Annotated in this window: 13 protein-coding genes; 8 read left to right on the top strand and 5 right to left on the bottom strand. The window is 66.8% G+C overall.

From position 1 onward, the window contains the following. Nucleotides 1–26 precede the first annotated feature (26 nt). From B9C99_RS18445 to B9C99_RS18480, 8 genes are all read left to right on the top strand, one after another. Nucleotides 27–2,825 (top strand): branched-chain amino acid ABC transporter permease/ATP-binding protein, encoded by a 2,799-nt coding sequence (locus B9C99_RS18445; RefSeq protein WP_088898869.1) that lies wholly within the window; start codon nt 27–29, stop codon nt 2,823–2,825. Further along, nucleotides 2,822–3,610: an ABC transporter ATP-binding protein gene (locus B9C99_RS18450; RefSeq protein WP_225623620.1), complete on the top strand. Its 789-nt coding sequence runs from the start codon at nt 2,822–2,824 to the stop codon at nt 3,608–3,610. The genes B9C99_RS18445 and B9C99_RS18450 overlap by 4 nt, the downstream gene beginning before the upstream one ends. A 126-nt stretch (nt 3,611–3,736) precedes the next feature. Beyond that, the gene (locus B9C99_RS18455; RefSeq protein WP_143543572.1) at nt 3,737–4,513 is read left to right on the top strand and encodes an SDR family oxidoreductase; all 777 of its coding nucleotides are present in this window, start codon (nt 3,737–3,739) and stop codon (nt 4,511–4,513) included. 198 nt (nt 4,514–4,711) lie between these two features. Next, nucleotides 4,712–5,659 carry an SMP-30/gluconolactonase/LRE family protein gene (locus B9C99_RS18460; RefSeq protein ID WP_088898871.1) on the top strand — a complete coding sequence of 316 codons (948 nt, stop codon included), beginning with the start codon at nt 4,712–4,714 and terminating at the stop codon, nt 5,657–5,659. 34 nt (nt 5,660–5,693) lie between these two features. Continuing rightward, nucleotides 5,694–6,599, top strand: coding sequence for an SDR family NAD(P)-dependent oxidoreductase (locus tag B9C99_RS18465; RefSeq protein ID WP_088898872.1), 906 nt, complete (start codon nt 5,694–5,696; stop codon nt 6,597–6,599). A gap of 41 nt (nt 6,600–6,640) precedes the next feature. Then, nucleotides 6,641–7,891, top strand: a complete 1,251-nt coding sequence (locus B9C99_RS18470; RefSeq protein ID WP_225623619.1) for a cytochrome P450 — start codon at nt 6,641–6,643, stop codon at nt 7,889–7,891. Between the two features lie 9 nt (nt 7,892–7,900). After that, nucleotides 7,901–8,221 (top strand): 2Fe-2S iron-sulfur cluster-binding protein, encoded by a 321-nt coding sequence (locus B9C99_RS18475; protein ID WP_016695983.1) that lies wholly within the window; start codon nt 7,901–7,903, stop codon nt 8,219–8,221. Continuing rightward, the gene (locus B9C99_RS18480; protein WP_253250124.1) at nt 8,208–9,503 is read left to right on the top strand and encodes an FAD-dependent oxidoreductase; all 1,296 of its coding nucleotides are present in this window, start codon (nt 8,208–8,210) and stop codon (nt 9,501–9,503) included. The genes B9C99_RS18475 and B9C99_RS18480 overlap by 14 nt, the downstream gene beginning before the upstream one ends. Before the next feature lie 64 nt (nt 9,504–9,567). On the opposite strand, the gene B9C99_RS18485 is transcribed toward B9C99_RS18480, so the two are convergent. From B9C99_RS18485 to B9C99_RS18505, 5 genes are read right to left on the bottom strand one after another with little or no spacing between them, the layout of a single operon-like run. Further along, nucleotides 9,568–10,260 carry a GntR family transcriptional regulator gene (locus B9C99_RS18485; protein WP_088898875.1) on the bottom strand — a complete coding sequence of 231 codons (693 nt, stop codon included), beginning with the start codon at nt 10,258–10,260 and terminating at the stop codon, nt 9,568–9,570. Then, complete coding sequence (locus B9C99_RS18490; RefSeq protein ID WP_088898876.1) at nt 10,247–11,608, bottom strand: CaiB/BaiF CoA-transferase family protein; 1,362 nt, start codon at nt 11,606–11,608, stop codon at nt 10,247–10,249. Before B9C99_RS18490 ends, B9C99_RS18485 begins: the two co-directional genes overlap by 14 nt. Continuing rightward, entirely contained in the window at nt 11,605–12,705 is a 1,101-nt protein-coding gene (locus B9C99_RS18495; protein ID WP_088898877.1) for an acyl-CoA dehydrogenase family protein, read from the bottom strand. The genes B9C99_RS18490 and B9C99_RS18495 overlap by 4 nt, the downstream gene beginning before the upstream one ends. Further along, nucleotides 12,702–13,859: an acyl-CoA dehydrogenase family protein gene (locus B9C99_RS18500; protein ID WP_051033106.1), complete on the bottom strand. Its 1,158-nt coding sequence runs from the start codon at nt 13,857–13,859 to the stop codon at nt 12,702–12,704. The genes B9C99_RS18495 and B9C99_RS18500 overlap by 4 nt, the downstream gene beginning before the upstream one ends. Continuing rightward, on the bottom strand, nt 13,856–14,668 hold the full coding sequence (locus B9C99_RS18505; RefSeq protein ID WP_016695989.1) for an enoyl-CoA hydratase/isomerase family protein: 813 nt from the start codon (nt 14,666–14,668) through the stop codon (nt 13,856–13,858). Before B9C99_RS18505 ends, B9C99_RS18500 begins: the two co-directional genes overlap by 4 nt. Nucleotides 14,669–14,785: the final 117 nt, after the last annotated feature.

Below are 14,785 nucleotides of genomic sequence, written 5' to 3' on the forward strand. Positions count from 1 at the left end.
CCGGCCGAATCCCACAAGGACACGACATGACCGACCATCTCGCCTATCTCGTACTGGGTCTCGGCAACGGAGCCGTGTACGCAGCCATCGGGCTGGCACTCGTGATGACGTTCAAGAGTTCCGGCGTCGTCAACTTCGCCACCGGTGCCGTGGCCCTCTACACCGCCTACACGTATGCGTTGTTGCGTACGGGTGAGCTGATGGTCCCGATTCCGGGGCTGCCCCGAACGGTCGATCTCGGTGGACCGCTCGGGGTCGCCCCGGCGATGGCCCTGTCGCTCGTGATCGCGGCGCTGCTCGGCCTGATCTTCTATGCTCTGATCTTCCGGCCGCTCCGTGACGCACCGGTGATCGCCAAGGCCGTGGCGTCCATCGGTCTGATGATCGTGCTGCAGGCATTGATCGCCCTGCGTGTGGGGACCGAGATCGTGGCTGTGGAACCGATCTTCGCTCTCGACAGCATCGCTATCGGCGCCCGGCAGGCGCCGACCGACCGGATCTGGCTGGCTGCCACGATCATCGCGATAGCTCTGGTGGCCACACTGGTGTTCCGGTTCAGTCGCTTCGGAATCGCGACGGAGGCGGCGGCCGAGTCGGAGAAGGGTGCTTACCTGACGGGTCTTTCACCGGATCGGATCGCGTTCAGCAACTGGGCACTGTCGTCCGTGGTGGCCGGCCTCGGTGGCATCCTCATAGCGCCGATCGTGGCCCTGAATCCCGTTGCGTACTCGATGTTCATCGTTCCCGCCCTCGCGGCGACCCTCGTCGGGAACTTCCGGTCGATCTGGCTGACCGTGGTTGCAGGAATCGTGATCGGGGCGCTGCAAGCGGAGACCACGAACCTGCAGGCCACCTTCGACTGGTTCCCGCGAGCAGGTGCGGCGGAGGCCATCCCGCTGTTGCTGATCCTCGTCTTCCTCGTCTTCAAAGGACGACCGCTGCCCGATCGCGGCAGTGTCGTCCGCCAAAGGCTCGGTCACGCGCCTCGTCCCGAGCGGATCCTCGCTCCCGCGCTCGTGGCCGTCGCGATCGCCGTCGTCGCGCTGCTCGTCACCGGGGGCAGTTATCGCGCCGCGATCATCAGCAGCATCATCTTCGCCGTGATCGCACTGTCCCAGGTGGTGGTCACCGGCTATACCGGGCAGGTGTCGCTGGCGCAGCTCACGCTCGCAGGAGTGGGTGCCTACTCGATCAGTGTCCTCAACACGCATCTCGGGATCCCGTTCCCGTTCGCGCCGCTCATCGGTGCGCTGTTCGCGATGGTGATCGGTATCGTGATCGGGCTGCCGGCCCTTCGGGTGCGCGGTCTGCCCCTCACGGTGGTCACGTTGGCGCTGGCGGTCTTCCTGGAAGCGTTCTGGTTCCGCAACCCGCAACTCAACGGCGGTGTCGCGGGTGCTCCCGTCGACAGCCCTCGGTTGTTCGGATTCGATCTGGGGATCGGTGCGGGGGAGGGCTATCCACGACTCGCCTTCGCCCTGATGTGCCTGGCGGTGCTCGTCGCAGCGGCACTCGGGGTGGCATGGCTACGGCGCAGCCGCCTGGGGACCGACATGCTCGCGGTCCGGGCGAACGAGCGGTCTGCCGCGGCATCCGGAATCGACGTCCCCCGAACGAAGTTGGCGGCATTCGCCATCGGCGCCTTTCTTGCCGGACTCGCCGGATCGCTCATGGCGTATCAACAGACGTTGGCGACACCGGAACCCTTCACGGTGTTCCTCGGAATCACCCTGTTCGCGATCATGTACATCGCCGGCATCACGTCGATCACGGGTGCAGTGCTGGCCGGGATCATCGCGCCCGGCGGACTGCTGTTCCTGCTCGTCGACCGGTTCCTGCACGTCGGTGACTACTACGCGGTGATCAGCGGAATTCTGCTCATCGTCACGATCATGGTCAATCCGGACGGTATCGCCGGGAAGCTGCCACGGATCCCCTGGCCGTCGAGGCGGAGGACGTCCCTCGACGGAGCAGCGGACGCCCGCGAGGTCGAACCGGTGGCCGCGCAGGTGCCGGCGTCGAAGACGGGTGGCCCGCTCCTGTCCGTGCAGAACCTCGATGTGAAATACGGTGCGGTGCACGCGGTGTCCGGGGTCTCCTTCAATGTCCGTGCCGGAGAGATCGTCGGGCTCATCGGGCCGAACGGTGCGGGAAAGACCACCGTCATCGACGCCGTCACCGGCTTCGCTCCGGCGACCGGTGCCGTCGTCCTGGACGGGGAGGACGTCAGCGATCTGCGGCCCTACCGCCTCAGCAGGAGAGGGCTCGGCCGCAGTTTCCAGGACGTCGAACTGTACGACGACCTGTCGGTCGTCGAGAACGTGACCGTCGGTGCGGCGAGAGGACACGAGTCCTCCGCGGTAGCGGTTTCGGAGCGGGTGCGCAGGGTCCTCGACACGGTGGGTCTCGGGGATGTCGCGGATGCCGAGGTGTCGACCCTGTCCCAAGGCAGGCGTCAGTTGGTGTCGGTGGCCCGCGTGCTGGTCTCGTCGCCGAAAGTGGCGCTGCTCGACGAACCGGCCGCAGGCCTCGACAGCTCCGAGAGCCGCTGGCTCGGCGACCGGCTCCGCGCCGCTCGCGACGCCGGTACGTCGATCCTGCTCGTCGATCACGACATGGAACTCGTCCTCACGATCTGCGACCGCGTCGTCGTCCTGGATCTGGGGCGGGTGATCGCATGCGGTACACCGGAGGAAGTCCGGGCCGACGAAGCTGTGATCAGCGCGTATCTGGGCCTGCCGCCTGCTCCGGCGGAGACCGGGCACGACACGGTTCCCGCATCTGCGGCCGCACCGGCCCTCGATCCCCAGGAGGCGCTCTCGTGAGCGGACTGACGATTCGAAAACTCTCGACGGGCTACCTACCGCAGCGTCCCTGCGTCCGGGACGTCGACCTACGCGTGGAGAAGGGAACGATCACCTGCCTGCTCGGACCGAACGGAGCCGGCAAGACCACGCTCTTGCTCTCCCTCGCCGGGTTGCTACCCCGGTTCGGTGGCGACGTGGTCGTGGACGGACTCGATGTGGTTCCGGGCCGGCCGCGTGATGCCGTGCGTTCGGGAATGGTCCTCGTCCCCGACGACCGGGCACTCTTCCGAGAACTGAGCACGACCGACAATGTCCGGCTCGCGGTACACGATCGCCGTCGCCGTTCCGGCGCCGTCGACGAGATGCTCGAATACTTTCCCGCATTGGAGAAGCGGCTCCGTGTCGCCGCGGGTCGCCTGTCGGGTGGCGAGCAGCAGATGCTGGCGATCGCCCGGGCGATCCTCCAGCGGCCCAAGGTTCTGCTGATCGACGAACTGAGTATGGGCCTGGCCCCCGTGATCGTCGACGAGATCCTTTCGGTGCTACGGCGGTTGGTGGAGGAGCGGGAGATGTCCGTGCTCCTCGTCGAACAGCATGTGCGCCTTGCGCTCGATGTCGCCGACCGTGCCGCCGTACTGGTGCACGGGTCGGTGGTGCTGTCGGAGGACGCGGCATCGCTCGCTGCCGATCCCGGCCGGATCGAACACGCCTATCTGGGGTCCGTGCAGCACAACGACTCCGTGGAACACACCGGCTCCGTGCAGCACAACGGCAAGGAGAGCCGGGCCACCGCGGACACGTGATCCGAGGACGAACCACATTCGGTCTCCCGCTGTGCGGTCGGCTCCGAACATCCGAGGACGTCTGCCCGGTAGACGAAGAGACGGGTGGTGTCGCGCGGTGCGCCACCGGACAGGGAGAGGTGTCGCATGCGGTTGGACGGGAAGGTCGTCGTCGTCACGGGAGCCGGAAACGGTATCGGACGGCAGACAGCGTTGACGTTGCTCGAACGGGGAGCCCGGGTCGCGCTCGTTGATCTGAAAGAGGAGTGGTTGCGCGAGACGCAGGCACTCACCGGTGACCGGAACGCGAAGGTCTCGCTGCACGTCGTGGACGTCACGGATCGGGTGGCGGTGGATGCGCTGCCCGCAGCCGTCCTCGCCGAACATGGACGGATAGACGGTCTCGTCAACGTTGCCGGCGTCATCCACCGGTTCGTCCCGGTCCTCGAACTCGAACGGAGCGAGATCGAACGCGTTCTGCAGGTCAATCTCTGGGGCGTGGTCAACATGTGCCTGGCATTCGTGCCCGAGCTCCGGCAGCGCCCGGAGGCCTCGCTGGTGAACATCGCCAGTCTGGCCGGTCTCGTCCCGTTCGCAGGCCAGACGGTCTACGGCGCCTCCAAGGGAGCGGTCAAACAGTTCAGCGAGGGTCTGTACCAGGAACTCTCGGATACCGGCGTGGTGGTCACGACCGTTTTCCCGGGCAACATCAGTACGAATCTCAGCGGCAACTCGGGCGTGAAGATGATCGATGCGGGTGGTCGCAAGGTGCGTGCCACGACACCCGAGCGGACAGCGGAGCTGATCGTCTCCGGAATGGAGAAGGGCAGCTTCCGCGTGGTCATCGGCCAGGACGCGAACATCCTCGATCGGCTCGTCCGCCTTGTGCCCCGGTGGACGACGAATCTGTCGCCGGGCAGATGAAGAGCGTGCTCGGCACGCCCGCGAAAGGAAGCTGACCGCTCAGCGGGATGCACCCCGTATGCGGGATTTTCCGGGACCTAATGTCCCTCGTGAACGTAGTTGTGACGTAGTTCACGGCCCTCTCCCGGGTCGTCCTCGTCGCGTTGGCAGAACCACCGTGGACATCTGCGCCCGGTCCCTCTCACTGGAAGGCACGACATGACCAACGTAGTTGCCGACACCGCCGCCGCTGTCGCAGAGGCGAAGGCGCGCATCGTCGAACCCCGCAAGATCGCGAGCGGGTTCTCGTGGCCCGAGTGCCCGCGCTGGCACGACGGCGCCCTCTGGTTCACCGACATGTACACCTCGACACTGAAAACCCTCGACGCCGACGGCAACGCGACGGTCGTCGTGGACGCGTCGGGCCGTCGTGCAGGGACCGACGTTCCGATCCACCTCGGCGGTTTCGGATGGCTCCCGGACGGCCGGCTGATCGTCACCTCCATGCGTGAGAAGCTCGTCCTCGTCCACGGCGGGAAGGGGCCCGACGACCTCGAGGTACTCGCCGATGTCTCCGCACTCGCGCCGGCCCCCATCAACGACATGGTCGTCGACGCGGAGGGCCGCGCATACGTCACCCAGCTCGGATTCGACCTGTTCGCCGGTGCCGAGCCGGTGGCGTCCCCGATCATCGTCGTCGAGCCCGACGGGACCGTGTCCACGGCCGATGAGGTCGGACCGCTCATGTGCGCCAACGGCATTACCATCAGCGCGGACGGAACGAAGGTCTACACCGCAGAGGTGACGGCGCAGAGACTGACGGTCATCGACCGCGCCGCCGATGGATCACTGTCCAATCCTCGTCCGTTCGCCGCCTGCCCGTTCCTTCCCGACGGAATCGGACTCGACACCGAGGGCGGCGTGTGGGCGGCGATGCCCGGCAGCGGTTACGTGGCCCGCTTCACCGAGGACGGCATGACGGACGCCGTTCCGGTCCCGCTCGAGAACGGCGTCGCCTCGGCCTGCCTGCTCGGTGGCCCCGACCGCACCACGCTCTACATGACCGTCGGTGTCGAGGTCTTCGACTTCGAGAAGTCCGCTCGGGAAGCACTGGGAACCATCTGGGCAGCAGACGTTTCCGTGAGCGGCGGCGACACCCGTCCCTGACTCCGACACTTCCCACCACATCCGAGGACACATCATGACATTGGATTTCAACGACCGCGTGGTCGTCATCACCGGAGCAGGTCGCGGAATCGGCCGCGCCCACGCCGAACTGCTGGCCGCGCGTGGTGCCGCAGTGGTGGTCGGTGACCTGGGTGCCACCATCGACGGCTCCGGCGTCGACGGCGACGACCCGGCAGCGGAGGTCGCCGCGGTGATCACCGCGGCGGGTGGACGTGCCGTGGCATGTGCGGCCGACGTCTCGACGGAGGAAGGCGCCAACGCCCTCGTCGACATCGCCCTGGCGGAATTCGGCCGGCTCGACGCCGTCATCAACAACGCGGGCATCGTGCGTACCGCACCGTTCGACGAAGTTCCCTACGAGGAGTACCAACGTCATCTCGACGTCCACTATTTCGGTGCGCTCCGGCTGTGCCGTGCGGCCTGGCCGCACCTGCTGAAGTCGCCTGCCGGTCGCGTGGTCAACACCATTTCCCAAGCGATGCTCGGTAATCCGGACATGTCGCACTACGGCGGATCGAAGGGCGCACTGTTCGGCCTCACCCGGAACCTGGCGGTCGAAGGTCTCGCCTCGGGGGTAAAGGTCAACGCCATCGCTCCCGGCGCCGGCACCCGGATGGCCGAGGCGTCTGCGGACACCCTGTCGCCCGAGGTGATGGAGTACATGCGCACCCAGTTGCGCCCCGAGCATGTCGCTCCGGTCGCTGCATACCTGGTCCACCCGGACTGCACCGTCACCGGTGAGGTGTTCAACGTCGCCGGCGGCATCGTCAACCGTCTCGCTCTGGTCAACACGGTGGGCATCCACGACCCCGATCTTACGGTCGACACGGTGGCCGAGCGGTTCGAGGAGATCATGGCGATCACCGCCGACGCTGCGCCGCAGGTCGTCGCCCCCGCCGAGGTTCCCGCTTCGTCCTGAGCGGAATCTCCCGACATCGGTTCAGCCCCAGGAGAATTACAGTGAGCTCAACGGAAACGTCCACGACTCCCACCGGCCGGGTGGTCGACACCTCCTACCCGTTCGCGGCCGTCCCTCCGCAGGATGCCGTCCAGCGGTACGTCGCCATCTCGGCCGAGCGGCCCATGACGAAGATGACGATGCCGATCGGCGGTGACGTCTGGGTCATCCACCGGAACGCTGCAGCCCGCGACATGCTCAGCGATCCCCGCTTCGTTCGGAAGCCCTTCCGGACCGGTGAGCGGGCCGTGCCCTACTTCGTGGAGTTCCCGGACTTCCTGAAGTCGACGATCCAGTTCGAGGATCCGCCGCACCACACCAAACTTCGCAAACTCGTACAGAAGTCCATCTCCCCGAAGCGCGTGCGCGCCATGCGGGAATCTGCGGTCGAGTTCGCGAACGAGCTCATCGACGAGATGGTGGACAAGGGTGCGCCGGCGAATCTGGTCAGCGACTACGCCGTGGCGTTGCCGATCCAGATGCTGTCCAACCTGCTGGGCGTTCCGCCGGAGGATCGTCCGAAGTTCCAGAAGTGGAGCGCTGCCACGCTCGCGGTGGCGAACATGCCCGAGGACGAGGTCGTGCAGAACATGACCGAACTCTTCATGTACCTGAGTGCTCTGATCGAGGATCGGCGCAAGAATCCCCGGGAGGACCTCCTCAGCGATCTGGCCAATGCGCCGGACAAGGACGATTCGCTCACCGACGGGGAGATCCTTCCCATCGCGATGATCCTCATCGTGGCAGGCTTCGACAACACGGCGAATTTCATCTGCTCCGGTGTCCTGTCGCTCCTGAAGAACCCAGACCAGCTGGCGGTCCTCCTCGAGGATGTCGACGCCGTGGCACCCACTGCGGTCGAGGAGATCCTCCGCAACGGCCGTATGTCCATCTACGACACCGTTGCAGGAGGCGGGGGGCTCGTTCCGTTCGTCGCCACCGAGGACGTGGAGATCGACGGCCAGGTCATTGCCGAGGGGGAGGCCGTGCTGGTGGATCCCGCTTCGGTCAATCACGACGCGGTCGCAGTCTCGGACCCCGGTACCTTCGACGTACGTCGAAAGGACAACCCGCACCTGACGTTGAGTTACGGCCTGCACCACTGCCTCGGAGCACCACTGGCGCGGATGGAGATGCAGGTCGCGATCACCGAGTTGTTCAAGCGGCTCCCGGGCCTCAGGCTCGCTGGTGAGGCAGTGGTGGACAACGACAACCTCACACAGCCCATCGTCGATCTCCCCGTCACCTGGTAGGGACCCGACATGCCCAAGGTGTTCTATGTCCAACCGGACGGGACGGAACGCGTGATCGACGGTGTGCCCGGCGATTCCGTGATGTCGACAGCCGTCCGCAACGGTGTGTCCGGGATCGTCGGACAGTGCGGTGGTTCGCTCTCGTGCGCGACCTGTCATGTCTACCTCGCCGAAGAGGACCGGCATCATTTCGATGCTCCTTCGGAGGACGAGGACGACATGCTGGACTGCACCGCGAGTGATCGTGAGGACTCGTCACGACTGTCGTGCCAGTTGATTCTCCGCGAGGGGGTCGACCTGCACGTGACGATCCCCGATGAACAGGCGTGAGATGACCGGCGACCGGGCCGGCACCGGCGCACCACCACGCAGTGTGGTGGTCGTCGGTGCCTCGCACGCGGCGGTGCAACTGGCCGATCGGCTCAGGTCCGGCGGGTACACCGGACCTCTGACGTTGATCGGTGACGAGACGCATCCGCCCTACCACAGGCCGCCCTTGTCGAAGGCATGGCTGAAGGGGGAGTCGACGCCGGACCGGCTGATGCTACGTGCGGAAGATCACTACTCGGACAACGAGATCGAAGTGTTGCTGGGTACAACCGTCCGCCGGGTCGAACGTGACGTTGACGGCGTCACGCTGCACCTGGAGCGCTCCGACGGGTCCGTCGGGACGCGCGCCTTCGATCGGCTCGTGCTCGCCACCGGCGCTCGGGCACGACGATTGGCGATTCCCGGTTCCGACCACCGGGACGTCCTGGTGTTGCGTGGACTCGACCATGCACACCGACTGGCGGAACGTGTCACTGCCGGACCGGTCGTGGTCATCGGCGGTGGTTTCGTCGGAGTCGAGGTCGCCGCCACACTCCGGGGACTGGGTGTCGCTGTCACGGTGGTGGAGGCGGGCCGGCAGCTGATGGGTCGTGCTGTCGGAGCAGGAACGGCCGAGTTCCTGCTCGCGGCGCACCGGGAGATGGGCGTGGACGTCGTCCTCGATGCGAAACCCGTCGAGATCCCACTCGACGGTGATCGGGTACGTGCGGTCCGTCTCGACGACGGTCGCGAGATCGCTGCAGCGACGGTCCTCGTAGGGGTCGGTGCGGAACCGCGCACCGAACTCGCAGAACAACTCGGCCTCGCCTGCGATCGTGGCGTCCTGGTCGACGAGCGTTGTGTGACCTCGGACGGGAGAATCCTCGCCATCGGTGATTGCACCGTGCAGACGACGGGTGAGGGAACCCGGGTACGTCTCGAATCCGTCGACAACGCCACCGAGCAGGCGAACGTGGCAGCTGCGACGTTGCTCGGAAGTGAGGCAGTCGAACGGCCCGTGCCGTGGTTCTGGTCCGACCAGGGGCCGTGGAAACTGCAGATCGTCGGAATGATCGGCGGGCACACGGAGGTGCTGGTCCGTACCGATCCGAGCAAGCCTCGGCGCCGCGTCGCACTCTATTTCGAGGACGACCGCCTGCTCGCCGCCGAATGCGTCAACGCGCCCGCCGACTTCGTCGCACTGCGGTCCGCGCTCGCACGTGGGCACCGGCCGTCCCGGGAACTGCTCTCGGACGAGACGGTTCCGTTGAAGAAGCTGTTGGGGGCCGTTCGAACGGCATGAGGTGACCCGATCGGCCGGCCCGGCGTGATTGCCCCGGGCCGGCCGTCACCCGTGGGGTGCCGAGTTACGAACCTCCGCGAGCGGTGTTCCGCAGAAGCATGCTCGTGCCGGCTTCACCGCCGCGGCGATGCTCGTTCATCAGGCCGATCAGACGCTCGTTGTCGTGGTCGGCGAGCGCGTCGATCATCGCATCGTGTTCCGCGATCACACGTCGGCGCACTTCGGCATCGAAGAGATACGCCGCGTGATACGGCATCGCGAGTCGCCACAATCGGCGGATCTCCGAGACGACCAGACCGAGCGGCGAGCGGTCGAACATGGCGAAGTGGAAGTCCTGGTTCGCCAGGCGCATCTCCAGCAGGTCTCCACGTTCTGCCGCCTCGGCGACGCGCTCGCCCAGCCTGCGGACCTCGGCGAGCGCGTCGGCATCCAGGGCGGGGAGGGAGGCAAGAACCTCCCGTTCGAGGGCATCGCGCATCAGGTAGATCTGGTCGAACTCGGACTGCTCGAGCCGGACGACGGTGTACCCGGCGTTGCGGCGATGTTCGATGAGCCCCTGCGAGGCGAGCTGGAGTAGTCCTTCCCGGATCGGGAGCCGGCTGACTCCCAGCCGTTCTGCCATCTGCTCCTGACGGATCGGTTGGCCGGGGAGCAGATCACCGGTGACGATCATCCGCTCGATCTCGGTGGCGACCCAGTCGGCGCCGCGAACGGTTGCCGGGGGACCGGGCTCGGTGACGTCGTCACCGGTCCGCATCGCTCGTGGGCTCACCTCGGTCCTCTCCTGCGTCGTCCTCCCGGGTCGTCCCCGCATGCGTCGTTCGTGAACGGCCCAGCGCGCCGGTGGCCCGCAGAGCGGCGACAGTGTCTGCGCTGTATCCCATCGAACACAGCACCGCTTCGGTGTCGGTTCCGAGCGGAACCGCCGTCCTGGGTGTCCGTGTGGCCGTCCGCCCGAGCTTTATCGGCACACCCAGGCCACGATAGTCGACGGTGTCGAGGAAGAGCCCGCGGTGAACGGTCTGGGGCGCAGTGAGGGCCTGGTCGACGGTGTTGACCGGGCTGGCCGCGACACCGGCGCGTTCGAGTTCGACCGCGAGATCGTCGCGTCGCCATCCGGCGACGAGACCGCCGAGCAGGGTCGCGAGTTCGTCGCGATTCTGCGACCGCACGCCGTTGGAGACGAATCGCGGGTCGTCGGCGAGATCCGGCCTGCCCAGGACGGTCACCAGGGAGCGGAACTGCCGGTCGTTGGCGGCACTGATGAAGAAGTCACCGTCGAGGGCAGCGAAGACCTGATACGGCACGACCGTCGGGTGGTAGTCGCCGGTGCGCTGGGGCACCTTCCCGCTCGAGACCCAGTTCGATGCGTGGGGGTGCAGGAGCGAGATCACCGAGTCGAGCAGGGTGATGTCCACGAGTTGACCGCGGCCGCTGCTGTCCCGCTCCCTCAGCGCGAGCAGGATGCCGCTGACCGCCATGTGGGACGCGACGATGTCGACGATCGGAACTCCGACACGCAAGGGATTGCCGTCGGGATAGCCGTTGACGCTCATCAGGCCACCGAAGGACTGCAGCACCGCGTCGTATCCGGGTAGTCCGCCCATCGGCCCGTCCACACCGAACCCGGTCACCCTGCAGTAGACGAGCCGGGGATTCTCCTCGGCGAGCACGGTCTCGTAGTCGAATCCCCAACGAGTCATGGTGCCGGCCTTGAAGTTCTCGATCACCACGTCGGCGCCACGCAGCAGATGCGACAGTACTTCGCGGCCCGCGTCGGTCCGGAGATCGAGACAGATGTTGTCCTTGCTGTGGTTGAGACCCGCGTAGTACGCACTGCTCTCGCCGGAATCGTCGAAAGGTGGTCCCCATCCGCGTGTCTCGTCGCCGGACGGCGCCTCCACCTTGATCACCTCGGCGCCGTGGTCGGCGAGGGTCTGGGCCGTGTACGGCCCGGCGAGGACCCTGCTGAGGTCGAGTACCCGGAGTCCGGCGAGCGCGCCGACTCCGGTGCTGCGATCGGCCGCCCGCCACGCGGCACGACCGTCGATCGCGGAATCGGCCGTCGATGTGGGCGTGTGACCGGGGGAGGTGGAGACGTTCATGCCGGGCTCCTGTACGCCGTCGATGCGCTGTCGTGCTCTGTTCGTGTTCCGGTGACGACGTCCCAGACGTCGATGCCGTCGTCGAGGATCCGGCTCGCGAGGTCCTCCGTCCAGAGTTGCTCGGAGCCGAATCGGTCGCGCCCGCTCCACAACGCGGTGGTGAAGCGGCCGAGGTGGTGTTCGGAGGTCGTGCCGATGGCACCGTGGATCTGATGGCCGGCGGCAGCGACGGAGTGCGCGGACATCGCGGTCACCACTTTCGCGGCTGCTGTCGTGAGCGGGCCGATCTCCGGGTCGTCGTGCGTGGCGATCGCGGAGTCGACGGCGATCTCCATCATTGTGGTCCGGGCGGCGAGCTGTGCCAGCTGTTGCTGGACGGCCTGGAATTTCGCGATCGGGCGCCCGAACTGGAGGCGCTCGGATGCATAGCGAACGGTGTGGTCCCGTACTGCCGTGGCTGCAGCCGCCGTCGCGGCCGCGTAGGCGAGAGCGCCACGGTGCCGGAACTCGGTGAGGGGAACCGGTGAACTTCCGTGGAAGACGACCGGTGCGTCCCGGAAGACGATGTCGGCGTAGGAAACACCGGTCAGGTCGGTTTCTGCCGAGACGTCGGCGCCGCCCCCGGACATCGACACGACGGCGACCGAGGAACCGTCCGTGCCGTTCTCGGGAGGGAGGATCACGACGAGGGTGTCCGCGTCGGCCGCGTAGGGGACATCCGTCACCGTGCCGTCGAACAGGAGGGTGTCGCCCCGGCGGTGGATCGAGCATCGACCGTCCCCTCGTGCCGCGGTCGCGATCTCCGCGGTCAACTCGTGTCCGGCTGTGGCGGCGAGCCAGGCTGCGAGGATGCCGTGCTCGACGAGGGGCACCACTGCGCCGTGCCGCGCTGCGGTCGTCACGACTGCGAGTGCGTCGCCGAGTGTCGCGCCACCCCCACCGGCGGCTTCCGGTACGCCGACGGTGACGAAGCCGCCGTCCACGAGCTGCGTCCAGAGCGCGCCGGACATGCCGTCCGCAGGCGTGGCCGGATCGACCCCCACGTGCTCGATGATCGCCGCGGTGGTCTCCGCCAGCTCGGTGGTGAACTCGCTCATCGAACCTCCGATCCGCGCGCGATGATCCCGCGCAGAATCTCGTTGGTGCCACCCCTGAGGGTGAACACGGGTGTGTGCAGAACACTGTGGGCCAGCATGCGCGTCAGCGGATCGGCTCCGTCGCGCCGGGCGACGAGGTTGCTCGAAGCCCGCACGGCTTCGACCAGATCGCCCTCGAAGGTCGACCCGAGATCCTTCACCATCGCTGCGAGGATGTCGGGCTTGCGGCCGGCCGTGAGCTCGGCCGCGACCCGCAAGGACATCCGGCGCAGAGCCCACGCCCTGGCTGTGAGAGTGCCCAGGGTCTGTCTCTGTGCGGGAGTCGCCCCGTTTTCCGCGAGGTGGGCCGCCCATGCGCGCAGCAGGGGCATCGTGCTCAGATAGCGCTCGGGACCGGATCGCTCGAACGCGAGTTCACCCATGACCTGGGTCCAGCCGTTTCCGCGCTTGCCGAGGAGAGCCGATGCCGGCACCTGCGCGCCGTGGAAGACGACCTCGTTGAAATGTGCCTGTCCGTCGATGCTCCGCAGGGGACGGATCTCGATGTCGGGGTTGGGGAGGTCGACGACGAACTGGGACAGGCCGCTGTGGCGGTCGCCCGGTTGTCCGTCGGTGCGGGCGAGTAGCACCATCGCGTGCGCGAGGTGGGCTCCGGTGGTCCAGACCTTGGTGCCGGTGATCGTCCACGAACCGCCGTTGTCGACGGCGCGGGTACGCACCGAGGCCAGATCCGAGCCTGCGTCGGGTTCGCTCATGCCGATGGCGAAGAAGGCTCGGCCCGAGGCGATTTCCGGAAGGTACCGCTGCTTCTGCTCTTCCGATCCGTTGGCGAGGATGCTCGGTGCCATCTGGCGGTCGGCGATCCAGTGTGCCGCGACGGGGGCGCCGTGCGCGAGCATCTCCTCGCTGACGACGAAACGTTCGAGCGGGCTGCGTCCGTGCCCGCCGTACTCCGTGGGGACCGTCATGCCGAGCCAGCCTCGTCCGGCCACACGAGCGCTGAAGTCGGGGTCGAACCCGGTCATCCAGCTGTCCGTGTCGGGAACGAACCGGCCCGTGCTGATCTCCTGGGACAAGAAGGCCCGTACCTCGGCGCGGAGGTGCCCGAGCCCGGAGTCGATGTCCTCGAGGTGCTCGGTTCCGGTGGCGGTCACGAGCGGCCCGGTCCTCGCGACGACCACGATGCGTGGCCTTTCCGGGCCATCGACCACATCTGCACGCCGCGTTCGATCTCCAGCGCCGATTCCCAGCTCACGGCGGGTGGGCCGAGTTCGAGGCGCGCGCTCGTCATGATGCGTCGCGTCAGTTCGGGATCGGCTGCGGCCGTGCGGGTGAGCTGCTCGACGGTCGCCGGTATGTCCTCGGCGGCCACAGCGATGTAGGCGAGTCCTCGTGCCACGGCGTCGGATCCGCTCAGGGACTGTCCGCACGCCGCGAGGGCGATCGCGCCGGACCAACCCATCGCACGTCCCAGCAGGGAGATGTGGCCGCCACCCGGATGGATGTTCCGAGCGGAGAAGCCGCTGTCGAGGACGGTCTCGGGCGTCACCACCATGATGTCGGCGGCCATGGCGAGGTTCAGACCTGCCCCGACAGCGCCACCGGTCACCACGGCGACGGTGGGTACCGGGAGCGACCCGATGCGTACGAAGGCGTTGTAGACCGCCGACGTGCGTTGTACCGCTTCGGGAGAAGCGGGATCGGTGGACGAGGATGCGAGGTCGCGAGTGTCGGCGCCGCTGCAGAAATAGCTCCCGTTCGCGTCGACGACCACGGCACCGATGGTCGTATCCCGTTCGACGCGGTCGCAGAACGCCGAGATCTCGGCTGCCATGTCCAGGGTGATCGCGTTCTTGCGACGAGGATTGTTCAAGGTGATGCGGGCGAGACCGTCTGCGACGGAACAGAGAATCGGCTCCGTCGGGCCGCCGCCCAGCTCAGGTTCGGATGAGATCTGGGTCATGCGGAGACCGTAACAGATGCGTAGCGATTATTGGATCCAATATCTGTTGACAATAAATGGTTCTCTGTTGTGCACTGGCTCACATCACGATTCGTCGAATCATGTTCGACGGGAAGG

Origin of the sequence: Rhodococcus sp. BUPNP1, from assembly GCF_002215235.1 — a bacterium.
Lineage (GTDB): Bacteria > Actinomycetota > Actinomycetes > Mycobacteriales > Mycobacteriaceae > Rhodococcus.

What these genes read in the sequence shown, in the direction of transcription:
- B9C99_RS18445 (WP_088898869.1), top strand. Translation starts at nt 27, where the DNA reads ATGACCGACCATCTCGCCTATCTCGTACTGGGTCTCGGCAACGGAGCC.
- B9C99_RS18455 (WP_143543572.1), top strand. Translation starts at nt 3,737, where the DNA reads ATGCGGTTGGACGGGAAGGTCGTCGTCGTCACGGGAGCCGGAAACGGT.
- B9C99_RS18460 (WP_088898871.1), top strand. Translation starts at nt 4,712, where the DNA reads ATGACCAACGTAGTTGCCGACACCGCCGCCGCTGTCGCAGAGGCGAAG.
- B9C99_RS18465 (WP_088898872.1), top strand. Translation starts at nt 5,694, where the DNA reads ATGACATTGGATTTCAACGACCGCGTGGTCGTCATCACCGGAGCAGGT.
- B9C99_RS18475 (WP_016695983.1), top strand. Translation starts at nt 7,901, where the DNA reads ATGCCCAAGGTGTTCTATGTCCAACCGGACGGGACGGAACGCGTGATC.
- B9C99_RS18480 (WP_253250124.1), top strand. Translation starts at nt 8,208, where the DNA reads ATGAACAGGCGTGAGATGACCGGCGACCGGGCCGGCACCGGCGCACCA.
- B9C99_RS18485 (WP_088898875.1), bottom strand. Translation starts at nt 10,260, where the DNA reads ATGCGGACCGGTGACGACGTCACCGAGCCCGGTCCCCCGGCAACCGTT.
- B9C99_RS18490 (WP_088898876.1), bottom strand. Translation starts at nt 11,608, where the DNA reads ATGAACGTCTCCACCTCCCCCGGTCACACGCCCACATCGACGGCCGAT.
- B9C99_RS18495 (WP_088898877.1), bottom strand. Translation starts at nt 12,705, where the DNA reads ATGAGCGAGTTCACCACCGAGCTGGCGGAGACCACCGCGGCGATCATC.
- B9C99_RS18505 (WP_016695989.1), bottom strand. Translation starts at nt 14,668, where the DNA reads ATGACCCAGATCTCATCCGAACCTGAGCTGGGCGGCGGCCCGACGGAG.